This window comes from Sphingomonas trueperi (genome assembly GCF_040545965.1).
In the GTDB taxonomy this organism is placed as follows: domain Bacteria; phylum Pseudomonadota; class Alphaproteobacteria; order Sphingomonadales; family Sphingomonadaceae; genus Sphingomonas; species Sphingomonas trueperi_C.
The window spans coordinates 138832-165362 of the sequence record NZ_JBEPMV010000004.1; the positions used below are offsets into that span (position 1 = coordinate 138832).

At 67.4% G+C, this 26531-nt stretch carries 25 protein-coding genes; 17 read left to right on the top strand and 8 right to left on the bottom strand.

The genetic code is table 11. The features are described from left to right. Positions 1-18: 18 nt before the first annotated feature. From ABIC35_RS12295 to ABIC35_RS12305, 3 genes are all read left to right on the top strand, one after another. The gene (locus ABIC35_RS12295) at positions 19-801 is read left to right on the top strand and encodes a succinate dehydrogenase iron-sulfur subunit (RefSeq protein WP_121072189.1); all 783 of its coding nucleotides are present in this window, start codon (positions 19-21) and stop codon (positions 799-801) included. A gap of 83 nt (positions 802-884) precedes the next feature. Beyond that, on the top strand, positions 885-1997 hold the full coding sequence (gene zapE / locus ABIC35_RS12300) for a cell division protein ZapE (RefSeq protein ID WP_121072191.1): 1113 nt from the start codon (positions 885-887) through the stop codon (positions 1995-1997). Positions 1998-2079: 82 nt separating this feature from the next. Continuing rightward, positions 2080-3939, top strand: a complete 1860-nt coding sequence (locus ABIC35_RS12305) for a glycoside hydrolase family 2 protein (protein WP_354278459.1) — start codon at positions 2080-2082, stop codon at positions 3937-3939. A gap of 55 nt (positions 3940-3994) precedes the next feature. On the opposite strand, the gene ABIC35_RS12310 is transcribed toward ABIC35_RS12305, so the two are convergent. Then, the gene (locus ABIC35_RS12310; protein WP_121072193.1) at positions 3995-4888 is read right to left on the bottom strand and encodes a tyrosine recombinase XerC; all 894 of its coding nucleotides are present in this window, start codon (positions 4886-4888) and stop codon (positions 3995-3997) included. Between the two features lie 287 nt (positions 4889-5175). On the opposite strand from ABIC35_RS12310, the gene cas5 reads away from it, so the two are divergent. Beyond that, positions 5176-5733: a CRISPR-associated protein Cas5 gene (gene cas5, locus ABIC35_RS12315; RefSeq protein WP_121072195.1), complete on the top strand. Its 558-nt coding sequence runs from the start codon at positions 5176-5178 to the stop codon at positions 5731-5733. Positions 5734-5754: 21 nt separating this feature from the next. Here the strand turns inward: cas5 and fsa are convergent, their stop codons facing one another. From fsa to ABIC35_RS12330, 3 genes are all read right to left on the bottom strand, one after another. Beyond that, complete coding sequence (gene fsa / locus ABIC35_RS12320) at positions 5755-6408, bottom strand: fructose-6-phosphate aldolase (RefSeq protein WP_121072197.1); 654 nt, start codon at positions 6406-6408, stop codon at positions 5755-5757. Positions 6409-6441: 33 nt separating this feature from the next. Next, entirely contained in the window at positions 6442-6858 is a 417-nt protein-coding gene (locus ABIC35_RS12325; protein ID WP_147425804.1) for a hypothetical protein, read from the bottom strand. Positions 6859-6921: 63 nt separating this feature from the next. Continuing rightward, on the bottom strand, positions 6922-7374 hold the full coding sequence (locus ABIC35_RS12330) for a hypothetical protein (protein ID WP_121078947.1): 453 nt from the start codon (positions 7372-7374) through the stop codon (positions 6922-6924). 77 nt (positions 7375-7451) lie between these two features. On the opposite strand from ABIC35_RS12330, the gene ABIC35_RS12335 reads away from it, so the two are divergent. The 3 genes from ABIC35_RS12335 (at position 7452) to ABIC35_RS12345 (ending at position 12816) form a co-directional block, all read left to right on the top strand. Beyond that, positions 7452-9617 carry a primosomal protein N' gene (locus ABIC35_RS12335; RefSeq protein ID WP_121072201.1) on the top strand — a complete coding sequence of 722 codons (2166 nt, stop codon included), beginning with the start codon at positions 7452-7454 and terminating at the stop codon, positions 9615-9617. A gap of 86 nt (positions 9618-9703) precedes the next feature. Then, the gene (locus ABIC35_RS12340; RefSeq protein ID WP_354278460.1) at positions 9704-11209 is read left to right on the top strand and encodes a tetratricopeptide repeat protein; all 1506 of its coding nucleotides are present in this window, start codon (positions 9704-9706) and stop codon (positions 11207-11209) included. 56 nt (positions 11210-11265) lie between these two features. Beyond that, on the top strand, positions 11266-12816 hold the full coding sequence (locus tag ABIC35_RS12345; RefSeq protein WP_354278461.1) for a S1C family serine protease: 1551 nt from the start codon (positions 11266-11268) through the stop codon (positions 12814-12816). A gap of 1 nt (position 12817) precedes the next feature. On the opposite strand, the gene ada is transcribed toward ABIC35_RS12345, so the two are convergent. Continuing rightward, complete coding sequence (ada, locus tag ABIC35_RS12350; RefSeq protein ID WP_121072205.1) at positions 12818-13861, bottom strand: bifunctional DNA-binding transcriptional regulator/O6-methylguanine-DNA methyltransferase Ada; 1044 nt, start codon at positions 13859-13861, stop codon at positions 12818-12820. A gap of 138 nt (positions 13862-13999) precedes the next feature. Here ada and ABIC35_RS12355 point away from each other — a divergent pair, with 138 nt between their 5' ends. Together ABIC35_RS12355 and ABIC35_RS12360 are read left to right on the top strand one after the other, a co-directional pair. Next, entirely contained in the window at positions 14000-15250 is a 1251-nt protein-coding gene (locus ABIC35_RS12355) for an MFS transporter (RefSeq protein WP_121072207.1), read from the top strand. Beyond that, positions 15247-16881, top strand: a complete 1635-nt coding sequence (locus ABIC35_RS12360) for a glycoside hydrolase family 43 protein (protein ID WP_121072209.1) — start codon at positions 15247-15249, stop codon at positions 16879-16881. The genes ABIC35_RS12355 and ABIC35_RS12360 overlap by 4 nt, the downstream gene beginning before the upstream one ends. A gap of 37 nt (positions 16882-16918) precedes the next feature. On the opposite strand, the gene ABIC35_RS12365 is transcribed toward ABIC35_RS12360, so the two are convergent. Together ABIC35_RS12365 and ABIC35_RS12370 are read right to left on the bottom strand one after the other, a co-directional pair. After that, positions 16919-17296 carry a glycine zipper 2TM domain-containing protein gene (locus ABIC35_RS12365; protein WP_436286779.1) on the bottom strand — a complete coding sequence of 126 codons (378 nt, stop codon included), beginning with the start codon at positions 17294-17296 and terminating at the stop codon, positions 16919-16921. Between the two features lie 45 nt (positions 17297-17341). Further along, the gene (locus ABIC35_RS12370; protein WP_141988124.1) at positions 17342-17521 is read right to left on the bottom strand and encodes a hypothetical protein; all 180 of its coding nucleotides are present in this window, start codon (positions 17519-17521) and stop codon (positions 17342-17344) included. 103 nt (positions 17522-17624) lie between these two features. Between ABIC35_RS12370 and ABIC35_RS12375 the strand changes: the two genes are divergently transcribed. Further along, positions 17625-17804 carry a hypothetical protein gene (locus ABIC35_RS12375; RefSeq protein WP_220667318.1) on the top strand — a complete coding sequence of 60 codons (180 nt, stop codon included), beginning with the start codon at positions 17625-17627 and terminating at the stop codon, positions 17802-17804. 3 nt (positions 17805-17807) lie between these two features. Continuing rightward, positions 17808-18098, top strand: a complete 291-nt coding sequence (locus ABIC35_RS12380) for a hypothetical protein (RefSeq protein WP_121072213.1) — start codon at positions 17808-17810, stop codon at positions 18096-18098. Between the two features lie 520 nt (positions 18099-18618). Here ABIC35_RS12380 and ABIC35_RS12385 read toward each other — a convergent pair. After that, positions 18619-19002 (bottom strand): PilZ domain-containing protein, encoded by a 384-nt coding sequence (locus ABIC35_RS12385; protein WP_220667319.1) that lies wholly within the window; start codon positions 19000-19002, stop codon positions 18619-18621. A 289-nt stretch (positions 19003-19291) separates the two neighbouring features. On the opposite strand from ABIC35_RS12385, the gene ABIC35_RS12390 reads away from it, so the two are divergent. The 6 genes from ABIC35_RS12390 to atpD all read left to right on the top strand — a co-directional run bounded on the left by ABIC35_RS12390 (position 19292) and on the right by atpD (position 26455). Further along, on the top strand, positions 19292-20794 hold the full coding sequence (locus tag ABIC35_RS12390) for a DEAD/DEAH box helicase (RefSeq protein ID WP_121072217.1): 1503 nt from the start codon (positions 19292-19294) through the stop codon (positions 20792-20794). A gap of 227 nt (positions 20795-21021) precedes the next feature. Further along, entirely contained in the window at positions 21022-21735 is a 714-nt protein-coding gene (locus ABIC35_RS12395) for a PEPxxWA-CTERM sorting domain-containing protein (protein ID WP_121072219.1), read from the top strand. A gap of 235 nt (positions 21736-21970) precedes the next feature. After that, the gene (locus tag ABIC35_RS12400) at positions 21971-22525 is read left to right on the top strand and encodes a F0F1 ATP synthase subunit delta (RefSeq protein WP_121072221.1); all 555 of its coding nucleotides are present in this window, start codon (positions 21971-21973) and stop codon (positions 22523-22525) included. A 10-nt stretch (positions 22526-22535) separates the two neighbouring features. Next, complete coding sequence (gene atpA, locus ABIC35_RS12405) at positions 22536-24065, top strand: F0F1 ATP synthase subunit alpha (protein ID WP_121072223.1); 1530 nt, start codon at positions 22536-22538, stop codon at positions 24063-24065. A 14-nt stretch (positions 24066-24079) separates the two neighbouring features. Continuing rightward, positions 24080-24955 (top strand): F0F1 ATP synthase subunit gamma, encoded by an 876-nt coding sequence (locus tag ABIC35_RS12410; RefSeq protein WP_121072225.1) that lies wholly within the window; start codon positions 24080-24082, stop codon positions 24953-24955. Between the two features lie 27 nt (positions 24956-24982). Next, complete coding sequence (gene atpD, locus ABIC35_RS12415) at positions 24983-26455, top strand: F0F1 ATP synthase subunit beta (protein WP_121072227.1); 1473 nt, start codon at positions 24983-24985, stop codon at positions 26453-26455. The last annotated feature ends 76 nt before the right edge of the window (positions 26456-26531 follow it).

The following is a 26531-nucleotide window of genomic DNA, read 5'->3' on the forward strand; positions in this document are numbered from 1 at the left end:
AAAGAGGAAGTTTCAGGAATGGCCGAATTCCGCCTGCCCAAGAACAGCCGTATCACCAAGGGCCAGGAGCACAAGGCAAGCCCCGAAGCCACCCGGGTGAAGAAGTTCAAGATCTACCGCTACGATCCGGATTCGGGCGAGAACCCGCGCTACGATACGTTCGAGGTGGACCTCGACGATTGCGGCCCGATGGTTCTCGACGCGCTGATCAAGATCAAGGGCGAGCAGGATTCGTCGCTGACCTTCCGCCGCTCGTGCCGCGAGGGCATCTGCGGCTCCTGCTCGATGAACATCGGCGGCAAGAACGGCCTCGCCTGCACCACCGCGATCGAGGACATCAAGGGCGAGGTGCAGATCACCCCGCTGCCACACATGGACGTGATCAAGGACCTGGTCCCCGATTTCACGCACTTCTACGCGCAGTATGCCTCGATCAAGCCCTGGCTGCAGACCGTCACCACCACGCCTTCGGGCAAGGAGCGGCTGCAGAGCCCGAAGGACCGCGAGAAGCTCGACGGCCTGTACGAGTGCATCCTGTGCGCCTGCTGCTCGACCTCGTGCCCGAGCTATTGGTGGAACAGCGACAAGTTCCTCGGCCCGGCGATCCTGCTCCAGGCGTATCGCTGGCTGGCCGACTCGCGCGACGAGATGACCGGCGAGCGGCTCGACCAGCTCGAGGATCCGTTCCGCCTGTATCGCTGCCATACGATCATGAACTGCGCGAACGCCTGCCCCAAGGGTCTGAACCCGGCCAAGGCGATCGCCGAAGTGAAGAAGCTGGCGGCCGAGCGCGTGCTCTGAGCGCCTTTTCTTCACGATTTTGAGAGACGCCGAGCTGCCTGGCCCTTGGCCCGGCAGCTCGTTTTCGTTGGTAGACCTGCCCCATGACCCGCGTTCTCGATCGTTACCGCGCCCTCGTCTCCGCTGGCGAGCTTCGCCCCGATCGCGAGCAGGAGGCGGCCGCCGCCCGGCTCGATGCGCTGGCCGAGGAGCTGCAGGCCGCACCGCGCAAGGGCAGCGTCTTGTGGAAACTCACCGGCCGCAAGCCGCCGGTCCCGCGCGGGCTGTACCTGTGGGGCGATGTCGGTCGCGGCAAGTCGATGCTGATGGACCTGTTCTTCGACAGCCTCGACATCCGCCGGAAGCGCCGCGTCCACTTCCACGAATTCATGCTGGAGGTGCACGAGCGGCTGAACGTCGAGCGGCAGAAGGATACTGCCGATCCGGTGGTCGCCGTTGCCGATGCCCTGGCCAGCGACACCCGGCTGCTCGCCTTTGACGAGCTGGTGGTGAACAACCCGCCCGATGCGATGATCCTCTCGCGGCTGTTCACCGCGATGATGGCGCACGGCCTCACCGTCGTCGCCACCTCGAACCGGCCGCCCAAGGACCTCTACAAGGACGGGCTCAACCGCCAGCTGTTCCTGCCCTTTATCGACCTGATCGGCGAGCGGATGGATGTGCTCGCGCTCAACGGCCCGGTCGATTACCGCCGCGACCGCTTGGGCAGCGTCGATACCTGGTTGGTGCCCAATGGACCCGAGGCGACCGCGACACTCTCCGCCGCCTTTTTCCGCCTTACCGACTATCCGGTGGAGGATCGCACCCGCGTGCCCACCTGCGAGGTGCCGATTCCCGGCGGTCGGCAGATCCATGTGCCCAAATGTGTGAAGGGCGTCGCGGTCTTCTCGTTCAAGCGGCTGTGCGGCGAAGCACGGGGAGCACCCGACTATCTCGCGATCGCACGGCGCTTTCACACCGTCATCCTCGTCGGCATCCCCAAGCTGGGGCCGGAGAACCGCAACGAGGCGGCGCGCTTCGTCACGCTGGTCGACGCGCTGTACGAGCACAAGGTGAAGCTGCTCGCCGCCGCCGATGCGGTACCCGAGCATCTCTACGAAAGCGGCGACGGGCGGTTCGAATTCGAGCGCACCGTCTCGCGCCTGCTCGAGATGCAATCGGATGACTATCTCGCCAAGGGTCACGGAGCCGATTGATCAGACCACGTTGTAAGTCCACTCTCCCGATTCTAAAATAACAACGGGCTCCGGGATTTACCGGAGGAACAGGGAGACAATGATGCGGCCTTTGCGCCTGCTCGCGGCCATGGGGCTCGCGGTTCTCAACATATCCTCGGCCTGGGCGCAGCCCGTGCTCGTCGCGGCGGACCTTCGTCAGCAGCAGAGCCTGGACGGCCCGTGGCACTGGTCGATCGATCCGTATCGCGACGGCCTCGCGGGCTTCCACGGTGAACCCCCGAACGCGCGCACCAACCGCGCCGCCGACGTGATCGCGGCCGACGTGATGCAGGCCAAGCCGCGCACCTTCTTCGAGCAAGACATGCAGCTATCGCCGGTGGTGAGCCTGCCCGGATCGTGGATCGGCCATTCGCCCGAGATGCGGCTGTACCAGGGCCTGGTCTGGTACCAGCGCGAGTTCCCCACGACCGCACCCAAGCCCGGCAACCGCGTGTTCCTGCGCATCGGCGCGGCCGAGTACCGCTCGTACGTCTATCTCAACGGCAAGCCGTTGGGCGAGCATCGCGGCGGCTACACGCCCTTCGCCTTCGAGGTGACCAAGCTGCTGCGGCCGGGCCGCAACCAGATCACCATCGGCGTTGATTCGGTGCGCACCGCTAACGACGTGCCGCCGCCGGTGACCGACTGGGAAACCTATGGCGGCATCACCCGCAGCATCACGCTGGTGACGGTGCCCGACACCTATGTCGACGATGCCTTCGTGCGCCTGACGCCGGACGGCAGCCATATCGCAGTCTCGGTGAAGCTCGAAGGGCCGAAGGCGGCGAACACCGCGCTCAAGTTCCGTATCCCCACGCTCGGCGCGACGCTCGACGGCAAGACCAATGGCGAAGGCAAGTGGGAAGCGACGCTGCCGGTGCCCCGCAATCTCGTCCGCTGGTCGCCCGAGAACCCCAAGCTCTACGACATCAGCATCGATGCCGGCGCCGATCACTTCGCCGACCGGATGGGCTTCCGCACCATCGCGGTAAAGGGCACCGACATCCTGCTCAACGGCAAGCCGATCTTCCTGCGCGGCATCTCGATGCACGAGGAAGAGCTGGGCGCGAACCCGGTGCGCGCGATGACGCCCGCCGCCGCCCGCGCGCTGCTGAGCGAGATCAAATACGGCCTGCACGGCAATTTCGTGCGCCTCGCCCACTATCCGCACAGCGAGCTGACCACCCGCCTCGCCGACGAGATGGGCCTGCTGGTGTGGAGCGAGATCCCGCTCTACTGGCTGGTCAACTGGAACAACCCGGACACGCTGGCCGATGCCCGCCGCATCCTGTCCGAAAACATCCACCGCGACCGCAACCGCGCGGCAATCGTGCTGTGGAGCGTCGCAAACGAGACGCCGACCAATGATGCGCGCAACGCCTTCCTGCGCACGATGATCGGCGACGTCCGCGCTCTCGATTCGAGCCGCCTGGTCACCGCCGCGCTGCTCAGCGGACGTGAGGGCAACAAGATCATGAAGATCGACGATCCGCTTGCCGCGGATCTCGATGTCATGGCGATCAACACCTATAACGGCTGGTACACCGACGACGCGCTCGAGGACCTGGCCAGCCAGGAATGGCGCGGGCCGGCCAACAAGCCGCTGATCTTCTCCGAATTCGGGGCGGATGCGCGCGCCGGCTATCACGATCCGGTCGCCAGCCCGCACAAATATAGCGAGGAATATCAGGCGGCCTATTACCGCGCGACGCTCGCCATGGCCGCCAAGGTGCCGTTCCTGCGCGGGATGAGCCCCTGGATCCTCAAGGACTTCCGCTCGCCGCGGCGCCAGCACCCGATCTACCAGCAGGGCTGGAACCGCAAGGGGCTGATCTCCGAGACCGGCGAACACAAGCTCGCCTTCGACGTGCTCGCCGGCGACTATGCCAAGCGCGAAGCCGCCGACTCGGCCAAGCGCTGACGGGTTCGGGCTGGAGCGGGTGCGCCCCGCTCCAGCCTGCCTCCTCCCTTCCCAATCAGGCGCGCGGGTGGGCGGCGCGGTAGACGTCGAGCAGATGCGCCGCATCCACCCCGGTATAGACCTGGGTCGAACTCAGGCTCGCATGGCCGAGCAGTTCCTGCAGCGCGCGCAAGTCCGCGCCCCGACCCAGCAGATGCGTCGCGAAACTGTGGCGCAACGCATGCGGCGTGGTACGATCGGACAGCCCCAGGCTGGTCCGTGCCGAACGCACCGCCTTGCGGATCGCCCCCGGCGGCAGCGGCCCGCCCTTTGCCCCGCGGAACAGCGGCAGGTCGCGGCTGGTGCTCCAGGGGCAGGCCTCTACATAGGCCTCGATCGCGGTGCGCACCTCGGGCAGCAACGGCACATCGCGCGTCTTGTCGCGCTTGCCGGTGACGCGGAGCGTGGCGCCGAGCGGCAAGGCCGCGCCGGTCAGCGCCACCGCCTCGCCGATGCGCAGGCCCGCGCCGTACAGCAGCAGCAGCACCGCCCAGTCGCGCGCGGCGATCCAGGGCTCGCTGGCTTCGTCCGACGCCCATTCGGCGAGCGCCACCGCCTCGTGCGGCGCGATCGGGCGCGGCAAGCCCTTCTTCACCTTCGGGCCGCGCAGGCGCGGCAGCTGCGCATCGTCGCCGCCAGCGAATTTCAGGAAGGCGCGGACGGCGGAAAGCTCGCGCGCGGCGGAGGCGTTGGACAGCCCCTCGCCCCGTCGGTGAGCGAGGTACGCACGAAGATCGGCGGCGCCAAGCTTGGCCAGCGCGTCCTGCGCGACGGGACCGCCCCAATGTCCTTGGAGAAAGCCGAGCAGCCGGATGGCAGTGGCCTCATAGGCGCGGATCGTGTGCGCCGAGCGTCGCCGGTCGCGACCGAGATGCTCGGCGAACCGGCGCGGCAGGGGCAGGTCGGTCATGGCCTATCGCTAGCATCCTTCTCGCCGCTCATCCACGGGAGCGCCCCGTCATCGAAAGGACGAGCTTGAATGCGAGACGCGCAAAGCGGATCTCCAGAGAGATCTGGTTCAACCCGAACATGCCGAGGACTCCTCAAAAAAGACTCGCCGAAGCGGCGAGCAGCAGCAGCGCAGTACCACTCGCCACCCCCGAACGGCGCTGAAGGAAGTCTTCATTCTGGAGGTGTGATGCTTGTCACATGTGATACGAACATGTATAGAACATTGGAGGGTCTAGGGGAGAACAGATGCCGTTCCGCTTGCGCGTACAAGGGCCTCGCGCGTGCTTCCCTCGGCCTGAATTCCGACGGGATCAAATCAGCTATGATGTGATACCGCCATTTCACGCCCGCGCTATTTTCAATGCCATCTACTGGCGTAGCTCCATGCGATGGCACATCGACGCCATCCAGGTACTAAATCCAATTCGGTTCATCGAAGAGCATTTGCCGAACCGAAGGCTGGTGCTCGCCGAGGCCCATTACCTGATCGATGGCCATTTCTCGGTCGAGGCGGACGCCAACGCGGCGCAATTCACCAAGATGTTCTTACGGGGCGCGCGGCGGAAACAATATGCGGCCATACCATTTCTGGGATTACCCGAATATCCGGCGCAGATCGATCTGGTGGAACAGGAGGATGATCGTTCCGCGCCATCCAGCGTGCACCCCGGATCCTGCGATCTCGGCTGGCTCGCGCTCGATCTGGACGAAGGCCCCCGCCCGCACATGCAGTACTTTCGAGCGATCATGGAAGACGGCCGGATTGCGGTCCCGTCATTGGGCAGCAGCGCGCTGGCGAGCTGATCGCCGCCAGCGCGCCGGATTTCACGCGATCGTCTGGCCGGTCTTCGCCCAGTCGGCCATGAACGACTCGATGCCCTTGTCGGTCAGCGGGTGCTTGACCAGCTGCTTGATCACCGCCGGCGGCGCGGTCATCACGTCGGCGCCGATCTTGGCGGCCTGCAGCACGTGGATCGGGTGGCGGACACTGGCGACCAGGATCTCGGTGCCGAAATCATAATTATCGTAGATCAGCCGGATGTCTTCGATCAGGTCCATGCCGTCGAAGCCGATATCGTCGTGGCGGCCGACGAAGGGCGAGATGAAGGTCGCGCCCGCCTTGGCCGCCAGCAGCGCCTGGTTGGCCGAGAAGCAGAGGGTCACGTTGACCATCGTGCCGTCGTCGGTCAGCGCCTTGCACGCCTTGAGGCCGTCGATCGTCAGCGGCAGCTTGACCGCGACATTGTCGGCGATCTTCCGGACGATTTCCGCCTCGCGCATCATCCCTTCGAAATCGAGCGCGACGACCTCGGCCGAGACCGGCCCCTCGACGATCCCGCAGATCTCCGCCACCACTTCGAGAAAGTTGCGGCCCGACTTGGCGATCAGCGACGGGTTGGTGGTGACGCCGTCGAGCAGCCCGGCATCGGCCAAGTCGCGGATGTCGTCGATGATGGCGGTGTCGGCGAAGAACTTCATGGCAGAACCTTCCAGTGGAGCGTTCCCGCCCGCCTAGCCGACCCGGCCGCGCCGGGCAAACCCCTGTGCGCGGTTGCCATAGACCAGCATCAGCTTCACCTGCGGCTTCTGGAGCTTGCCCACGGTGACGCGGTAGGTGCCGGGTTCGAGGCGGTAGTACACGATCTTTTCGATCTTCGCGCATGTGACACCCGGCGCGCGGGAGGCCATGCGCAAGGGCGGGCCGCTGCCCCTGGCCACGTCGATCCAGCCGGGCTGGTCCGCGGCGATGCCGAAGGTGCCCGCCTTGCGGATCGTCACCTGGGTTTCCGCCGCGCCGTTCTTCGCGGCAATCGTCGTTGCGTGGCGGGTATCGAGACCGTCGGCGCTGCGTTCCCAGCCCGACAAGGATCGCGGAAGATCGGTGCACTGCGGCACCGTCATGGCCAGTCCAGCTATCAGTATCAGCATCGCCGACTCCCCTGTTCAGCGAGTCGCTGTTCTATATTCGTTCCACCTAAAGAACAAGCCGATTCAGCTCGGCACCAGCATCAGCTTGGCCTTGGTCTGCTGCAGACCGCTGGCGAACGCGCGGTAGGTCCCCGGCGCCAGCTCGAAGCGGACGATCTTGCGGATCGTCGAGCAGTCCGGCCCATGCCCATGCGCCACCGACGTCAGCGGCGCGCCGCCTGCCGCGCCCGGCACCACGTCGATCCAGCCCGGCTGGTCGAGCGCGATGCCATAGGTGCCCGCCTTGGCGATGCGGAATTCGATCGTCGCCGCGCGGCCCGGCTTGGCGCCCTTGGGCAGCCCCTTGAGCGTCGACGCATCCACCGTCGCCAGCGACACCGCCTTGTCCGTCACCAGCTCGTCGCCGGGGGTGCTCCAGCCGGCAAGCGCGACCGGCAGGCTGGCGTCGGGCGTCTTGCACGCGGTGGTCGCCTGGGCGGGCGCAGTCTGGGCGAGCAGCAGGGCGAGCAACAGCATCGGCAGGTCTCCTTGGACGACGAACCGGCGATACGGGATTCCCGTTCCGCCGAAAATGCCCATATGAGGGGCCGATCATGTCCCGCGCGCGCATTCTCGTCCTCCATCCGGCTCTGGGGCCGCTCGACTATCGCGTGCCGCACGGCATGACGGTCGAGCCCGGCAGCATCGTCATCGTGCCGATCGGCCCGCGCCAGTTCGCCGGCGTCGTATGGGAGCCCGAACGGCTACCTACCGACGAAATCGGGGATAATCGCCTCCGCGCGATCCTCGCCGTCGCCGACGCACCCCCGATCCCCGCGCCCGTCCGGCGGCTGATCGAATGGACCGCGGACTATTATCTCGCCCCGCCCTCCTCGGTGCTGGCGATGACCCTGCGCACCTCGGCGGCATTCGAGGCGGCGCCGACGATCACCGAATATCGCGCTACCGGCGTAATCCCTGATCGCTTGACGCCGCAGCGCGCGCAGGCGCTGGAGCGGATCGGCGAACGCCAGGGGCTGGTGCGCGAGCTGGCGGCCATCGCCGAAGTCTCCGACGCGGTGATTCGCGGGCTGGTGAAGACCGGCGCGATCGAAGCGGTGACGGTCGACACCCAGGCCCCCTACCCGCTCCCCGACCCCGCCTTCGCGCCCCCCGAGCTCAATCCCGCTCAGGCGGCGGTGGCGGGCGGCCTGCGTACCGCGGTGGAGACCGCCGCCTTCCAGCCCTTCCTGCTCGACGGCGTCACCGGATCGGGAAAGACCGAAGTCTATTTCGAGGCGGTCGCCGCCACGATCGAGGCCGGCAAGCAGACCCTCGTACTGCTCCCCGAAATCGCGCTGACCGAACCTTTCCTCACCCGCTTCGCCGGCCGCTTCGGCTGCGAGCCGGTAGCGTGGCATTCGGGCCTGCGCAGCTCCGAGCGCCGCCGCGCCTGGCGCGCGATCGCCGGCGGCGAGGCGATGGTGACGGTGGGCGCGCGCTCAGCCTTGTTCCTGCCCTACCCCAAGCTCGGCCTGATCGTCGTCGACGAGGCGCACGAGACCAGCTTCAAGCAGGAAGAGGGCGTGCATTACCACGCCCGCGACGTGGCGGTGATGCGCGGCATGTTCGAGCGCTGCCCGGTGGTGCTCGCCTCGGCCACCCCGGCGATCGAGACGCGCCACCAGGTCGAGGTCGGCCGCTATGCCGAACTCAAGCTGCCCGGCCGCTACGGTGCCGCCGAACTCCCGAAGATCGAGCCCATCGACCTGATCCGCGAGCCCCCGGAGCGCGGCCGCTGGCTGGCACCCCGGCTGGTCGCGGCGATCGAGGAAACGCTCAAGCGCGGCGAACAGTCGCTGCTGTTCCTCAACCGGCGCGGCTATGCGCCGCTGACGCTGTGCCGGCATTGCGGCCACCGTTTCCAGTGCCCGAACTGCACGGCCTGGATGGTCGAGCACCGGCTGCTTCACCGCCTCTCCTGCCACCATTGCGGCCACACCATGCCGACGCCGAGCATGTGCCCCGAATGCAAGTCCGACGACACGCTGGTCGCCTGCGGCCCGGGCGTCGAGCGCATCGCAGACGAGGTGGCGGCATTGTGGCCCGAGGCACGCACCGCCATCGTGACGTCGGACACGCTCTGGTCCCCGGCCAAGGCGGCCGAGTTCGTGTCGCGGATGGAGCATGGCGCGATCGACATCGTCGTCGGCACCCAGCTGGTCACCAAGGGCTATCACTTTCCCAACCTGACCTTGGTCGGCGTGGTCGATGCCGATCTCGGGCTCGACGGCGGTGATTTGCGCGCCTCCGAGCGCACCTTCCAGCAGATCATGCAGGTCTCGGGGCGCGCCGGGCGCGGCGAGAAGCCGGGCACGGTGTTTATCCAGACCCATGCGCCCGAGGCGCAGGTGATGCGGGCACTGGTCTCGGGCGATGCCGAGGCCTTCTACGCCGCCGAGACCGAGGCGCGACGAGAGGCAGATGCCCCGCCCTTCGGCCGCTATGCCGCGATCATCGTCTCCTCGGAGGACAAGGCGGCGGCGGAGGAAACCGCGCGGATGATCGGCCGCTCGGCGCCCGAACTGGCCGAGATGCACGTCTACGGCCCCGCCCCCGCGCCGCTGGCGATGCTGCGCGGGCGGCACCGCTTCCGCCTGCTCGTCCACGCCAAGCGGAGCTTCGACGTGCAGGACGTGCTCCGCGACTGGCTGGGCGGGCTCAGCTGGAGCCCGCGCGTGCGGGTCGCGGTCGACGTGGACCCCTATAGCTTCGTCTGAGCACGCCGATTCGGTTTGCCATCGCCCCGCCGCACGATATCGTGGCGGCCGGGGGCGACGGGGGACCGTGGATGCGGTGCTTTGCCTTGCTGGCGTTGTTCCTGGCGGTTCTCGCCGCGCGACCTTCCCATGCCGACTGGCGGGTCGCCGAGACGGCGCATTTCATCGTCTATGCCAACGCCTCCGAAGCGGCGTTGCGGCGCAATGCCGAACGGCTGGAGAAGTTCGACAAGGCGCTGCGCCTGTCGCGCGGCATCCTGGAATCCTCGCTGGGCAAGGCCGGGCGGCTGACGGTCTATTTCGTCGGCACCAAGGGGCGCGTCGCCGCCCTTGCCGGTACCGCCAACGTCGCCGGTTTCTACATCCCGCGTGCCGGCGCCTCGGTGGCATTCGTACCGGGTGACCTGTTCGGCGAGGGCCCGCTCGCGCTCGGCTCGCAACAGGTGCTGCAGCATGAATATGCCCATCACTTCCTGGCGACCACCTGGTCGGATGCCGCCTTTCCGTCCTGGGTGTCCGAAGGCTGGGCCGAGTTCCATGCCACCGCCAGCTTCGATCGCGCGGGCAACCTGCGGTTCGGCGCCGCGCCGCTCTACCGCACGCGCGGATTGCAGACGGCCGACCCGCTGCCGATCCGGCAGATCCTCGCGGGCGCAGCGGGCAGGCTGCGCGCCGATCAGCGCGAGGCGCTCTATGGGCGGGGCTGGGCGCTAGTCCATTATCTGAGCTTCGAGCCGAGCCGCAGGGGCCAGCTGAGCGCCTATCTCGATGCAATCACCAAGGAGCGAACGTCGCCCGAGGCAGCGGCGGTCGCGTTCGGCGACCTGGATGCGCTGAACAAGGAGCTGGAACGCTTTCTCCAGCAGCCGAGGATCAGCGGCTTCCGCATCCGGGCGGAAAACCTCGTCATCCCACCCGTGACCATCCGTCCGCTGCGGCCGGGCGAGGCCGCAATCCTGCCGGTGCGGATCCGCCTGGACGCCGGCGTCGACGACAAGACTGCCCCGGGCCTCTTTGCCGACGCGAAGACGATCGCCGCGCGCTTTCCCGACGATCCCGAGGTCCAGCGCGTGCTGGCGGAGGCCGCCTATGACGCCGGCGACTATGCCGCCGCGCTCGCAGTTGCAGACCGCGCCATCGCCGCGGATCCGGACCATGTCGAGGCGCATTGCTATCGCGCGATGGCACAGATGGCGATCGCCGAGGCGGCGAAGGACGACACGCCCGAGACCTGGGCCGAAATTCGCCGCATGATCGACCGTGCCGGCCAGCTGGATCCCGAGGATCCGCGGCCGCTGATCCTGCTGTACCGCAGCTATGCCGATCGCCGCCAATGGCCCCCCGAGGCCGCTCGGAAGGGGCTGATGCACGCCTATGCGCTCGCGCCGCAGGATCGGGGACTGCGCATGCAGGTCGCGGGCATGCTGGTCGGCGAGAAGAAGCTGGCCGAGGCGCGGGCGATGTTGCTGGTGCTCACCTATGATCCGCATGCCTCCGGCGCTGGCGCGGCGGCTTCCCGAATGATCGATAAGATTGACGCGCAGATCCGGGCGGGTGTCTTTGCAGCACCGGCGGCTGCCGGCGCGAAGTAGCGGCGTTGGCGCGGCGCCGCTTGAACCCGCGGCACTTTTCGCCGAAAGCGCGGGCCATGGCTAGAACCGGGGTGTTTCCGCGCATGCGGCAGGTGATCATGCTGGTGGCGATGCTGCTCGCCTGGACTGTGCCGGCGCATGCCGACGACATCTCGGCGGCAGGGCGCGGCGTGGTGCGGATCGTCACCATCGCGGTGGCCGACGACGAAGTGGTCGGCTTCGGCCATGGCAGCGGCTTCGCGGTCGCGCCCAACCGGGTTGTCACCAACGCGCATGTCGTCGAACTCGCCTCGCGCTATCCCGGCAACGTGGTGATCGGGGTGGTACCGTCCGAAGGCAGCAAGTCCTTCCAGGGCAAGCTGATCGCGATCGATACCAAGCGCGACCTGGCGCTGATCGAGTTCAGCGGCGCCAAGCTGCCGACGCTCGCGCTATCGAGCGGCGCGGTGACCGATGGCGAAACGCTGTTCGCGCTCGGCTATCCGGGCAATGTCGACGTCGCCACGGCGCGCTCTGCCGCCGACTTCATTACCCCGCAATCGCCGGTGCGCTCGCAGGGCGGCTTTGCCGGCACGCGGACGCTGGAGGGCATTTCGGTGCTGCTCCACACCGCCAACATCGCGCGCGGCAATTCGGGCGGGCCGCTGCTCGATGCGTGCGGACGGGTGCTCGGCGTCAACTCGGCGATCACCAACAGCGAGGGAGGCGATTCGACCTTTGCCTTCGCGATCTCGTACCCCGAACTGACCGCCTTCCTCACCCAGGCCAAGCAGCCCTTCGTCTCGATCGCGGCGCCGTGCATCAGCGTCGAGCAGCGCAATGCGCTCGACAAGGCCGCCGAGGAGAAGGACCGCGCCGACATCGCCAACCGCAATGCGCAAGCCGAATCCGCCGCCGCACGTGCGCGCGAAGCGGCGATCGACAAGGCGCGGGCGGCCAACGAGTCCGCGCGCGAAACCTATATGGCGGGTGCCGCGGTGCTGCTGGTGTTCGGCGCGCTGGCACTGGGTGCGGCGGGGCTGCTGCTCTCGCGCGACCAGCAGCGCCCGGGCATCTGGACCGCGGTGGGCGGCGGCGCGCTGCTGCTCGGTGCGGTCGCCTTGTTCGTGCTGCGCCCAAGTTTCGACGAGGCGAGCATCGCCGCGCCGGGCGAGGGCAACCAGACCGCCGAGGCCAAGCTGCCCGCGGATGCGGCGGAGGGCCCGCTGGTCTGCACGCTCCAGCCCGATCGCAGCCGGATCACCGTCTCGCCCGGCGAAGCGGTGAAGTTGAATGTCGGGCCGGACGGCTGCATCGACGGCGGCACGCAGTACGCCGAATCCGGCCGCCGCTGGCAGCGCGTGCTCGTCCCCGCCGACGAGCAGACGGTGACGGTGCGCGAGTTCGATCCGGACAGCAGCACGCTCACCGACACGCGCTATTTCCTCTCGGCGGCGGACATGCAGAAGGTGCGCGACGTGAAGCCGGTGGTGCCGGTCAACCAGTGCACCGCCGACCAAGCCAAGCGCGCGAGCCTCGCCAGCCTCCAGCAACTGATGCGCGCGACGCTGCCGCCGGCCTATAACGAGAAGCTGGTCTATCACTGCGCGCCGGGCGGGGCGCAGTAGGCTACTTCCGCTCGCGCACGCCTTCGCGCGATCGCAGCGTGCGCTTGCGCTCCAGCCCATAGGCATAGCCGCCCATGCTGCCGTCGCCCCGCTGGGCGCGGTGGCAGGGGATGGCGAGCGCGACCGGGTTCGCCCCACACGCCGTGCCCGCCGCGCGGACGGCGCCAGGGTTGCCGGCCATCGCCGCGAGTTCGGCATAGCTGCGCGTCTCGCCCGGCGGGATCGTGCGCAGCGCCTGCCACACCGCCTCCTGGAAGGCGGTGCCCTGCACGTCGAGCGGCAGGTCGCGCTGGCGATTGGGGTCCTCGACCAGCGCCACCACCTCGGCCGCCAGCGCGGCGAAGTCGGCGTCGCCGGGCACCACCGTCGCGGCGGGGAAGCGGCGGGCGAGCATGTCCGCATCCTCGTCGAAGGCAATGCGGCACAGGCCCTTGTCGGTCGCGGCGATGAGCAGCGGGCCGAGGCTGGTGTCGGCAAGCGTCCAGCGGATCGTCACCCCCGCCCCGCCCGCGCGCCAGGCGCTCGGCACCATGCCGAGCCGCGCGCCTGCCTCGGCATAGAAGCGGCTGGGGGCCGAATAGCCGGCGGCATAGATCGCCTGGGTCACGCTGTCCTCCTCGTCGAGTGCCGCCGCCGCCCGCCGGGCGCGCAGGCCGCGGGCATAGGCGGCGGGGGTCACGCCCGTCGCGCGTTTGAACAGCCGGTTGAAATGGTGCGGCGCATAGCCGACCGCCGCGGCCAGCGCCTCGAGCCCGATCGTCTCCTCCGCCGCATCGAGCAGCGCGGTGGCACGCGCTACGGCAGTGGCATCGCGCGCCGCCTCGTCCGGCTTGCAGCGCAGGCACGCGCGGAAGCCCGCAGCCGCCGCATCCGATCCCGCATCGAAGAAGCGGACATTCTCCGGCCGCGGCCGCCGCGCCGGGCAGCTCGGCTTGCAGTAGATTCCGGTGGTGGTCACCGCGACGACGAAGCGGCCATCCTGCGCCCGGTCGCGCGCGGCGAAGGCGTTCCAGCGGGCATCGTGCAGGGCAGCGGCATCGGTCATGCACTCGCTATACGCCCATTGGCGTAGTTGCGGCATCCCGTCGCTTGCGCGCAAAGCCGCCCCGGCTCTTGCAGTCGGCGCGCTTTGCTGGCAACGTTAACGTTAACACGCGTGTCGGCGCGGAAGTTTGGAGAGTGCATGTCCTTCTGGCACCGCACGAGCGCGCTGCGCTGGTGGATCATCGGCATCGTCATGCTGGGCACGATGCTCAACTATCTGACGCGGAGCACGCTGGCGGTCGCCGCGCCGAGCTTCATGGTCGATCTCCACATCAACGAGCAGCAATATTCCTACATCACCGCCGCCTTCCAGGGCGGCATCATGCTGCAGCCGGTGGTCGGCTATATCCTCGACGTGGTCGGCCTGCGCTCGGGCATGGCGCTGTTCGCCGCGGGCTGGGGGCTGCTGAGCATGGCGCATGGCCTAGCGTTCAGCTGGCAATGGCTGTTCGCGCTGCGCGGGATGCTGGGCTTTGCCGAGGGCACCTCGCATACCGGGGGCCTCAAGGTCGTCTCGGAGTGGTTCCCGGCGCGCGAGCGCGGTTTCGCCGGCGGCATCTACAATCTCGGCGCCTCGGCCGGCGCGGCGCTGGCGGCGCCGTTGGTGGCGGGATCGATCGCCTTGTGGAACTGGCGCGCGGCCTTCGTCGTCACCGGCGTGCTGGCGTTGCTATGGGCGCTGCTGTGGCTGGTCAATTATCGCACGCCGCAGACCCATCCGAGCATCTCGGAGCAGGAACGCGACCTGATCCTCAGCGGCCAGGAAGCCCATATCCAGGAACGCGCCGAACGCCCCTCGCCGCTCCGCCTGCTCACCCAGCGCAACTTCTGGGGCATCGCCCTTCCGCGCTTCCTCGCCGACCCGACTTGGGGGACGCTCACCTTCTGGATGCCGCTCTATCTGGTGAAGGTTCGCGGCTTCAACCTGGGCGAGATCGCCGTCTCCGCCTTCCTCCCCTTCATCGCCGCGGACCTGGGCTGCATGTTCGGACCCGCGCTGGCGCTGTTCCTCCAGCGTCGGGGCATCAGCCTGATCAACGCGCGGCGCTGGACCTTCACCTTCGGCGCGCTGCTGATGACCGGCATGGTGTTCGTCGCCAGCGTCGAGAATGCGTGGGCGGCCGTCGCTTTGCTCTGCCTCGGCGGGTTCGCGCACCAGACCCTCTCGGTCACCGTCATCACCATGGCGACCGACCTGTTCCCGCGCAACGAGCTCGGCACCGTCGCCGGCCTTGCCGGCACCTTCGCCAATGGCAGCATCCTCATTTTCACGCTGCTGATCGGCGGGCTGGTCGCCTCGCTCGGCTACGGCCCCTTCTTCATCGCCCTCGGGCTGCTCGACCTCGTCGCCGCCCTTCTTCTCTGGACCCTCGTCAAGGCGCCCCGATGATCCGCAATCCGATCCTTCCCGGCTTCAACCCCGATCCGTCGATCTGCCGCGTCGGCGACGACTATTTCATCGCGACCTCGACCTTCGAGTGGTTCCCCGGCGTGCAGATCCACCACAGCCGCGACCTCGCCAACTGGACGCTGGTCGCCCGGCCGCTGGTGCGCGCGTCACAGCTCGACATGCGCGGCGATCCGGACAGCTGCGGGGTGTGGGCGCCCTGCCTCACCCATGACGGCACGCGCTTCCACCTGCTCTACACCGACGTGAAGCGCTATGGCCGCACGACGATGGGCGGCGCCTCGGGCGCATCGCTGCGCGACTTCCACAATTACCTCGTCACCTGCGACACCATCGACGGCACCTGGTCCGATCCGATCCACCTCAATTCGAGCGGGTTCGACCCCTCGATGTTCCATGACGACGACGGCCGCAAATGGGTGGTGAACCAGCTCTGGGACCATCGCCCCGGCCGCAACCGCTTCGCCGGAATCGTGCTGCAGGAATATGATCCGGCGACAGAGAAGCTGGTCGGCGCGCGCACCAACATCTTCCCCGGCACCGCACTCGGGCTGACCGAGGCGCCGCACCTCTATCGCCGCGGGGAGTTCTATTACCTGCTCACCGCCGAGGGCGGCACCGGCTGGAACCATGCCGTCACCATGGCGCGGTCGCGGGCGATCACCGGACCGTACGAGCTGCATCCGGACACCTATATCCTCTCCAGCCGAACCCGCCCCGATGCGGTGCTGGCGCGCGCCGGCCATGCCGATCTGGTCCACACCGCCGAGGGCGAACCCTGGCTCGCCTATCTGTGCGGGCGCCCGCTGCCGAGTCGCGGGCGCTGCGTGCTCGGCCGCGAGACTGCGATCCAGCCGATGCGCTGGGCCGAGGATGGCTGGCTCTACACCCGCGACGGCCGCGGCCTGCCCGAGCTGGAAGTGCCCGCGCTCAGCAACACGCCCTCGCCCGCCCGGCCGACCGAGGAGCGCCACGACTTCGATTCGGCCACGCTGCCGATCGACCTGCAATGGCTGCGCACCCCCGAGCCCAACCGGATCTTCAGCCTCACCGCGCGACCCGGCCATCTCCGCCTGTTCGGGCGCGAGACGATCGGCAGCGTGTTCACCCAGGCGCTGGTCGCGCGGCGGCTCCAGGCCTTCTGCACCTCGACCCGCTGTGTGCTCGACTTCGAACCGCAGGATTTCCAGCAGGCAGCGGGGCTGGTCGTCTATTACAACAGCACCAAGTTCCACTATCTCCATGTCAGCCACGACGAGGAGGTGGGCCGCCATCTCCGCGTGATGACAGCGCTGCCCGACGCGCCGCAGGGCGACGCCTTCACCGCGCCGATCCCGCTGCCGGCGGGGCCGGTCGAGCTCCGCTGCGAAGTGGATTACGAGCGGCTGCGCTTCGGCTGGCGGATGGCGGGGGCGGAGGCCTGGCACTGGCTCCCCGAACTGTTCGACGCCTCGATCCTCTCCGACGAGGCGAGCGCCCCCGGCCTGCCCAACTTCACCGGCGCCTTCATCGGCATGGCCTGCCAGGACATGGGCGGCATGGGCACACCGGCGGATTTCGATTGGTTTGCGTATCGGGAGCGGGCGTTTTCGCCGGACCCGACGACCGGCTAGGCCTGGAGGCGGGAGGCGCCGTAGCGCCTCCCACGGCTCACTTACACTTGACGTTGCCCTTGTCGATCTGGCGGCCGAGCAGCGCGCCGCCGCCTGCGCCGAGCAGCGTCCCCAGCGTCCCGCCGCCGACGACGTTCCCGAGCACGCCGCCCGCGACGCCGCCGATCACCAGGCCGGTCGTGCCGTCGGAGCGCTTGCAATAGGTCCTGCCGTCGCGGCCGCGATAGATGCGGTCGTTTCGGGAAAGCCGTCGCGGCGACCTATTGGTGTCGCGATAGGATCGGGCCGGATCCCAGTTCTTCTGCTCGCCGTGCCAGCGCTGATCGTGCTGTGCAGCGACTGCCGGTGCGCTCGCCGAGGCGATAAGGCCTGCACAGGCCAGGGCTTTGACGGTCGATGTGATCATATTCTTCATGTCGCGGGATCTCCCTCTATGTCGTGATCTGGAAACTACCCGCGATCAGCGGTGGCGAACCCAGTGACAGACGCGCACGCGCTTCTTGTGATGGCCATGGCCGCGGACTTCGACCTTGCAGACCTGCTTCTTGCCATAGTGGCGGGGTGCGGCGTCGGCCGGTGCCGACACGATCATGGCGGCGGCGAACATGGCGCCGATCGATCCGATATGCTTGATGGTCATCTCGTCCTCCATTGTGAGAGCGAGAAAGAACACGACAGCGCATGTCGGGTTTCTGAATTAACCACGGTTGAATTGTCGCATTTTGTCGCAAGGGACGCCGAGGTTGCCATCATGGCGAGGCGCGAGGCGCACTTGCGGCGAGGCGCCGCGCGGCCTGCCCAACTTCATCGGCGCGTTCATCGGCATGGCCTGCCAAGACAGGGGCAGCACGGGGACGGCGGCGGATTTCGATTGGTTCGCGTATCGCGAGCGGGCGTTTGAGGCGGATCCCACTATAAGCTAGATCATGGCTATCGACATCGCCTCTGCGCGCGTTCTTGCCGAGACGCTCGCTCGCGCGTGCCTGCGGAGCCTCGCCGGGGATCGCGAGGCATATCTTCGCGAGGAGCATGCAGAAGCGCCCAACTGCTGGTTCTTCTTTCGCGCCAAGGACATTTCGGTCCCGCCCGAGCAGTCGCTAGAGGCCGACTGGGCGTATGCCATCAGCAAGTGGGGCGATGTGCGGATGATTGCGGATCTCTCCGATGATGCGGGGGCGCTTTCGACGTACCTTTTCGTGATGTCAGATTACTTCTAAAAGTCTCGAACTGACCCAGATATTTGACGACCGCTAAAGCGCACCTAGGCGCGGCATCGCGCCCCAAAAACTATAATTCCGACGAGGTGGTGCCGGTATACCCCTCTATACGAGCGCCCCACCCTCTCGCCGTCACCTCAGCGTTTGTCGCATCGCGTCCGCCCGCGATGGGGACATTAATCGGCTCAACGATATATGGCAGGGTATCCGATACTCGCGCGCGACTCCCTCTATCGCTATCCTCCGGAGACAAATACACGGTCTCGCACTCGTCGCAGAGAAGGACGATGGTTTCGTGGTCACCGCAAAGGTAGAATCCTAGCCAGCCTTGCTGACTGCAAAAATCGCACGCTCCAGCATGAAGCATCATATTCTCCATTGGCGCTCGGCGACAAAGCTTGGTGCACGCTCAAAAGGTGACGTTTAACTCTTGCGTTCGGGTTATAGGCGCGTGGCTCCTCGACGGCTACGACATAGAGGAGCGCGCCCTCTGGATGCTCAACCTCGACGACCCAGCCCCCTACTCTCCCTCGCGCAACATGCTCGCCCGCCGCAGCCGCGCCTCCAGATCCTCCACCATCCGCTCCCGGCTGCGGAACGCATGCTGCAGGTCGCGCTGGCTGAGCGGCATCAGGAATTCGCAGCCGTGGCGGGTGTCCTCGCGCCACACCACCCGCGCCTCACGCGCGCCGGCGCCGGACATGCCGATCCAGATCAGCGTGCCCTCGGGCAGCGCCACCTCGGCGTTGAACAGGAAGCCGGTACGCGAGAAATTCTCGACCACCGCGTCGAACGGACGGCCGTCCATGCCGCGCACGGTGGTTTCCCGATACACCAGGAAGCGCACCGCGCCGCGCGCGTCCATGCTTCCCCAAACTTCCAGCCTCGCGACGAGCACCAGCACCTGTTCCCTTGCCCCGGAAGCTCCGCCTCTACGACAAACGGGGTTAACGCCTGACCAACGCCCACACGCTTCTTGACGCGGCGCAGCATCACTGCCATATGCACCTTCACGACGAGGCATTTATATGCAGCGTGATCGGCGGCGCGCCCCAGACGGGGACCTGCTCCGCTAGGCTCTGCTTCGTCGCTTATCGGCTTCCCAAATCACGCGGGGCGTCACTTGTTGACCCCGCCTTCGCGTGCGCCCTTTGAAGATGCGTGCGCGCCGGCCGCATCTATAAGGTACTACCATGCAATTCAAAGAACTCGGCCTTTCCGAGACCGTCCTGGCTGCGCTCGCCGCCAAGGGCTATACCGACGCGACGCCGATCCAGGCGCAGTCGATCCCCGCGCTGCTCGAAGGCCGCGACCTGCTCGGCATCGCCCAGACCGGCACCGGCAAGACCGCGGCGTTCATGCTCCCCTCGATCGATCGCCTGATCGCCAGCGCCAAGCGTCCGCAGCCGCGCGGCTGCCGCATGCTCGTCCTCGCGCCGACGCGGGAACTCGCCGCCCAGATCGCCGACAATGCCAAGCATTATGCCAGCGGCACCGGCCTGCGCATCGCCACCGTGTTCGGCGGCACTTCGGTCCACAAGAACAAGACCGATCTGGCGCGCGGCGTCGACATCCTCGTCGCCACGCCGGGCCGCCTCGTTGACCTGCTCGATCAGCATTTCCTGATCCTGCTGGGCATCGAGATCCTGGTGCTCGACGAAGCCGACCAGATGCTCGACCTCGGCTTCATCCATGCGCTGCGCCGCATCGTGAAGGAGCTGCCGACCAAGCGCCAGTCGCTGTTCTTCTCGGCGACCATGCCGAAGACGATCCGCGAGCTGGCCAGCCAGTTCATTCACAATCCGGTCGAAGTGAAGGTGACCCCGGTCGCCACCACCGCCGAGCGTGTCGAGCAGTTCGTCACCTATGTGACGCAGGCCGAGAAGCAGGCGCTGCTGACGATCCAGCTGCGCAACCCCGACATCGATCGCGCGCTGATCTTCACCCGCACCAAGCATGGTGCCGACCGCGTCGTGCGGCTGCTCGCCGGCAACGGCATCGCCGCCAACGCGATCCATGGCAACAAGAGCCAGCCCCAGCGTGAGCGCGCCCTGGGCGAGTTCCGCTCGGGCAAGGTCAAGCTGATGGTCGCGACCGACATCGCCGCGCGCGGCATCGACGTGTCGGGCGTCAGCCACGTGTTCAACTTCGAGCTGCCGAATGTGCCGGAGCAATATGTCCACCGCATCGGCCGCACCGCGCGCGCCGGCGCCGACGGCATCGCGATCAGCTACTGCGCCGATGACGAGCGTCCGTACCTGAAGGACATTGAGCGACTGACCCGCCAGAAACTCACCGTGCAGCCGCTGCCGGAGAACTTCATGGCCGAGGCCGACAAGATCAAGTCGACTCGTTCGCCGATGCCGGCAAGCCGCGACGAGCAGAACGGCCGCAACGGCCGCGCGATGCAGCACGCGTCGGGTCGTCGTGGCGACGGCCAGCCGGGCGGTCGCGGTCGCGGCGGTCCGCGCAGCGATGCACCGCGTAGCGGCGAGCCGCGCCGCGCCGAGGGCGGTCCGCGCAGCGACCAGCCGCGTCGCGCGGAAGGTGCCGGCCACGCCGGTGCGGGTGCTGGCGCCGGTCGCGGTCCGGGTGCGCCGAAGCGCAAGTTCAACGCGCGTCCGGCCGGCAGCGGCCAGGGTCGCCCCGGCGGCGGCAATCGCGGCCAGGGCGGCGGCGCGGGTCGCTCGCGCTGACACCTAAACTCCTCCCCGGCACGGGGAGGGGGACCGCGCGGCGCAGCCGCGTGGTGGAGGGGCCGCGCCGAAAGGCGCGGTCTTTCGCGTTTAGGAGCCGGGACGCGCCGCACCCGTCCCAACCCGGCACGGCTGTGCCAAAGCCGGTCATTCACCAGTTTCAATAAGCTAGCCCCGCCCCCCGCGCGCCCGCTAGCGCTCGTCCCCACAACAGGTGGGAACAGACGATGATGCGCAATGCCCTGATGGCCGCAGCCCTGGCGCTCGGCGCGGTGGTGCCGGCAGCCGCCCATGCGACGGTGGTGATCACCGGCTATGACGACGATCCCGGCTATCTCGCCGCGGACCAGATGGTCTACACCCCCACCGGCTTCGTCGGCAACTGGCCGGGCATGAGCCGCTTCCGCTTTACCGGCACCGAGAACGGCAAGACGGTGGAGTTCCTCACCTATTGCGCCGACGCCTTCACCGCGATCGGCACCGGCAGCTTCGAGCGCACCGGCATCTCCGCCGTGCTCGGCGACGTCACCCGCCAGCAGCAGCTGCTCACCCTGCTCACCCATTCGGAGGTGCTGCTCGGCAACGAACAGGACCTGCTCGCCCGCAAGACGATTTCCGCCGCCACCCAGCTGGCGGTGTGGGAGATCCTCGAAGAGCATGGCGGCAACTACGACACCACCAGCGGCCAGTTCTACACCGTCGGCGGCAACAGCGATGATGCCCGTGCGCTCGCCAACAGCTACTTGACCCAGATCACCACCGGCGGCTGGACCGCGATCGCCGGCCACAAGCTGCAGTTGCTCTTCTCCAAGGACCAGCAGAGCCAGGTGTTCCTCAGCGCCGTGCCCGAGCCGGCCAGCTGGGCGACGATGATCGGCGGCTTCGCGCTGGTCGGCGGCATGTTCCGGCGCAAGCGTGCGGCGGCGCTGCGAGTCGCCTGAGGCCGGCTAATCCCATGATTTCGGGGCAGGCGAGGCCATCGCCTGCCCTTTTTCTTGGGCGCTTCCAGACACGTCGAAACGCAAACATGAAACCAGCCTGTGACGTTTCGGCGACTCGGGTTGCATACGGCCAAGCGCGATGCTAGCAGCCCGGCAACCCATCGGGGGCGCAGTTTGCGTCGCCCCCCTTTTGTGCATGGGGTCACTTCCGACCCTCCGAGAGGAAACGAATCGCGTGGAGAATTCCGGCGGTATTCAGGCCAGCCTAAGCGGACGCTACGCAACCGCGCTCTTCGAGCTGGCACGTGACGCCAAGGCCATCGAGGCCGTCGAAGCGAGCCTTGCGACCGTGCGGGCGGCGCTCGACGAATCGCCCGAGTTCAAGGCGCTCACCACCAGCCCGTTGATCGGCCGCAAGGACGCCGGCAAGGCCGTCGCGGCTGCGGCGGGCGTGATGGGCCTGGATGCGACGACGACCAAGTTCCTCGGCGTGCTCGCCGAGAACCACCGTCTGGCGCAGCTGCCGGCGATCATCCGCACCTTCCGCGCGCTGGCCACCAGCCACCGCGGCGAGACGACCGCGGAAGTGACCTCGGCACACCCGCTCAATGCCGAACAGGTCGACGCGCTCAAGCAGCAGCTTCGCACCCGTATCGGCCGCGAGGTCTCGGTCGACCTGTCGGTGGACCCCTCGCTGCTCGGCGGCCTGGTCGTGAAGATCGGCAGCCAGATGATCGATTCGTCGATCAAGACCCGACTGAACTCCCTCGCGCACGCGATGAAAGGCTGAAGGCAAGAAGATGGATATCCGCGCCGCAGAAATCTCGAAGGTCATCAAGGACCAGATCGCCAATTTCGGCACCGAAGCGCAGGTTTCGGAAATCGGCCAGGTGCTGTCCGTCGGCGACGGCATCGCGCGCATCCACGGGCTGGACAATGTCCAGGCCGGTGAGATGGTCGAATTCGCCAATGGCGTGCAGGGCATGGCGCTCAACCTCGAGGCCGATAACGTCGGCGTCGTGATCTTCGGCTCGGACGCCGAGATCAAGGAAGGCGACACCGTCAAGCGCACCGGCACGATCGTGGACGTCCCCGTCGGCAAGGGCCTGCTCGGCCGCGTCGTCGACGGCCTGGGCAACCCGATCGATGGCAAGGGCCCGATCGAGTACACCGAGCGTCGCCGCGTCGAAGTGAAGGCGCCGGGCATCATCCCGCGCAAGTCGGTGCACGAGCCCGTGCAGACCGGCCTCAAGGCGATCGACGCACTGGTGCCGATCGGCCGTGGCCAGCGCGAGCTGATCATCGGCGATCGCCAGACCGGCAAGACCGCCGTCGCGATCGACACCTTCATCAACCAGAAGGGCCCGAACAGCTCGGGCGACGAAGGCAAGAAGCTCTACTGCATCTACGTCGCCGTCGGCCAGAAGCGCTCGACCGTCGCGCAGATCGTCCGCCAGCTCGAAGAGAATGGCGCGATGGAGTATTCGATCGTCGTTGCCGCGACCGCGTCGGAGCCGGCCCCGCTGCAGTTCCTCGCGCCCTACACGGGCTGCGCGATGGGCGAGTTCTTCCGCGACAACGGCATGCACGCCGTGATCGTGTATGACGATCTTTCGAAGCAGGCCGTTGCCTATCGTCAGATGTCGCTGCTGCTCCGCCGTCCGCCGGGCCGCGAAGCCTATCCGGGCGACGTGTTCTATCTCCACAGCCGCCTGCTCGAGCGCGCCGCGAAGATGAACGACGCCAACGGCAACGGCTCGCTGACCGCGCTGCCGATCATCGAGACCCAGGCGGGCGACGTGTCGGCCTACATCCCGACCAACGTGATCTCGATCACCGACGGCCAGATCTTCCTCGAGACGAACCTGTTCTACCAGGGCATCCGTCCGGCCATCAACGTGGGTCTGTCGGTGTCGCGCGTGGGTTCTGCCGCGCAGACCAAGGCGATGAAGAAGGTGTCGGGCTCGATCAAGCTCGAGCTGGCCCAGTATCGCGAAATGGCCGCGTTCGCGCAGTTCGGTTCGGACCTCGACGCCTCGACCCAGAAGCTGCTGAACCGGGGTGCGCGCCTGACCGAGCTGCTCAAGCAGCCGCAGTTCAGCCCGCTGTCGTTCGAAGAGCAGACCATCTCGATCTTCGCCGGCACCAACGGCTACCTCGACAATGTCGCGGTCAAGGACGTGGTCCGCTTCGAAGCCGCGATGCTCGCGCACTTCCGTTCGCAGCATGCCGAGGTGCTCGCCGAGATCCGCGACACCAAGGCCTTCGAGAACGGTACGCGGGACAAGGTGAAGGCCGTGCTCGACGCCTTCACCAAGACCTTCGCCTAAGGGACTGCCGCCGGATGGCCAACCTCAAGGAACTCAAGGGCCGGATCGCCTCGGTCAAGTCGACCCAGAAGATCACCAAGGCCAAGCAGATGGTCGCGGCGGCAAAGCTGCGGAAGGCGCAAGCCGCCGCAGAAGCCGCGCGTCCCTATGCCCAGCGCCTTGAGGGCGTGGTCGCCAGCCTCGCCAGCAAGGTGGGGGCCAGCGACAATGCGCCGCGTCTCCTCGCCAGCACCGGCAAGGCGGACACGCAGCTGCTCATCATCGCCAATGGCGACAAGGGGCTGTCGGGCGCGTTCAACGCCAACATCGTCAAGGCGGCGATCCTCAAGGCGCGCACGCTGATCGCCGAGGGCAAGACGGTGAAGTTCTACCTCGTCGGCCGCAAGGGCCGCGCGGTGATCGCCCGCACCTTCCCCGGCATGATCGTCGGCCAGTTCGACACGACTGCCGTGCGGACGCCGGGCTATGACGAGGCGCGTGTGATCGCCAAGGACGTGACCGACCGCTTCTTCGCGGGCGAGTTCGACGTGGCGACGCTGTTCTACTCGCACTTCCGCTCGGCGCTGGCCCAGGTGCCGACCGAGCAGCAGCTGATCCCGGTCTCGGTGCCGGAGACGACGGTGGCGAGTGCGGGTGCTTCGGTCGAGTACGAGCCGGACGAAGAGACGATCCTCGCCGATCTGCTGCCGCGCAACCTGACGGTGCAGATCTTCAAGGCGCTGCTGGAGAACCAGGCCAGCGAGCAGGGCGCGTCGATGACCGCGATGGACAACGCCACGCGCAACGCCGGCGACCTGATCAATCGTCTGACGATCCAGTATAACCGTTCCCGCCAGGCCGCGATCACGACCGAGCTGGTGGAAATCATTTCGGGCGCCGAAGCGCTCTAAAAGCTGCACGAAGCAAGGAAAGCAACAATGGCAACCGCCGCTGTAGACACGACCCCGACCACGGGCACCAACAATGTCGGCCGCATCAGCCAGGTGATCGGCGCGGTCGTCGACGTGACGTTCGAGAACAACCTGCCGGCGATCCTTTCGGCGCTGGAGACCCAGAACAACGGCAACCGCCTGGTTCTCGAAGTCGCACAGCATCTGGGCGAGAACACCGTCCGCACGATCGCGATGGACGCCACCGAGGGCCTGACCCGCGGCCAGACCGTGACCGACACCGGCAACCAGATCCAGGTTCCGGTCGGCCCGGCGACGCTCGGCCGCATCCTCAACGTCGTCGGCGAGCCGATCGACGAGCGTGGTCCGGTCAGCACCGATCTGCGCGCGCCGATCCACGCCAAGGCGCCTGAGTTCATCGACCAGTCGACCGACAGCGCGATTCTCGTCACCGGCATCAAGGTGATCGATCTGCTCGCGCCGTACGCGAAGGGCGGCAAGATCGGCCTGTTCGGCGGCGCCGGCGTGGGCAAGACCGTGCTCATCCAGGAGCTGATCAACAACATCGCGAAGGGCCATGGCGGCACCTCGGTGTTCGCAGGCGTGGGCGAGCGTACCCGTGAGGGCAACGATCTCTATCACGAGTTCCTCGACGCCGGCGTTATCGCCAAGGACGCCGACGGCAACGCCATCACCGAGGGCTCGAAGGTCGCGCTCGTTTATGGCCAGATGAACGAGCCGCCGGGCGCCCGTGCCCGCGTCGCGCTGTCGGGCCTGACGATCGCTGAGTACTTCCGCGACGTCGAAGGCCAGGACGTGCTGTTCTTCGTCGACAACATCTTCCGCTTCACCCAGGCGGGCGCGGAAGTGTCGGCACTGCTCGGCCGCATTCCGTCGGCAGTGGGCTATCAGCCGACCCTGTCGACCGACATGGGCGCGCTGCAGGAGCGCATCACCTCCACCACCAAGGGGTCGATCACCTCGGTGCAGGCCGTGTACGTGCCCGCCGACGATCTTACCGATCCGGCGCCGGCAACCTCGTTCGCCCACTTGGACGCGACGACCGTGCTCAACCGCGCCATCTCCGAGCTGGGCATCTACCCGGCGGTGGATCCGCTCGACTCGACCAGCCGCGTGCTCGAGCCGCGCGTCGTCGGCCAGGAGCATTACGAGACGGCACGTGCGGTGCAGGCCATCCTGCAGAAGTACAAGTCGCTGCAGGACATCATCGCGATCCTGGGCATGGACGAGCTTTCCGAAGAGGATAAGCTGACCGTCGCCCGCGCCCGCAAGATCCAGCGCTTCCTCAGCCAGCCGTTCCACGTCGCCGAAGTGTTCACCGGCATTCCGGGCGCCTTCGTGCAGCTGGAAGACACGGTGCGCTCGTTCAAGGCGGTGGTCGACGGCGAGTATGACCATCTGCCGGAAGCGGCCTTCTACATGGTCGGCGGCATCGACGACGCGATCGCCAAGGCCAAGAAGCTCGCCGACGAGGCGTAAGAACGACTACTAGCCCCTCCCCTTCAGGGGAGGGGCTGGGGTGGGGCGCGAGCGCAAGCGAGCGTCCGGTAACCCC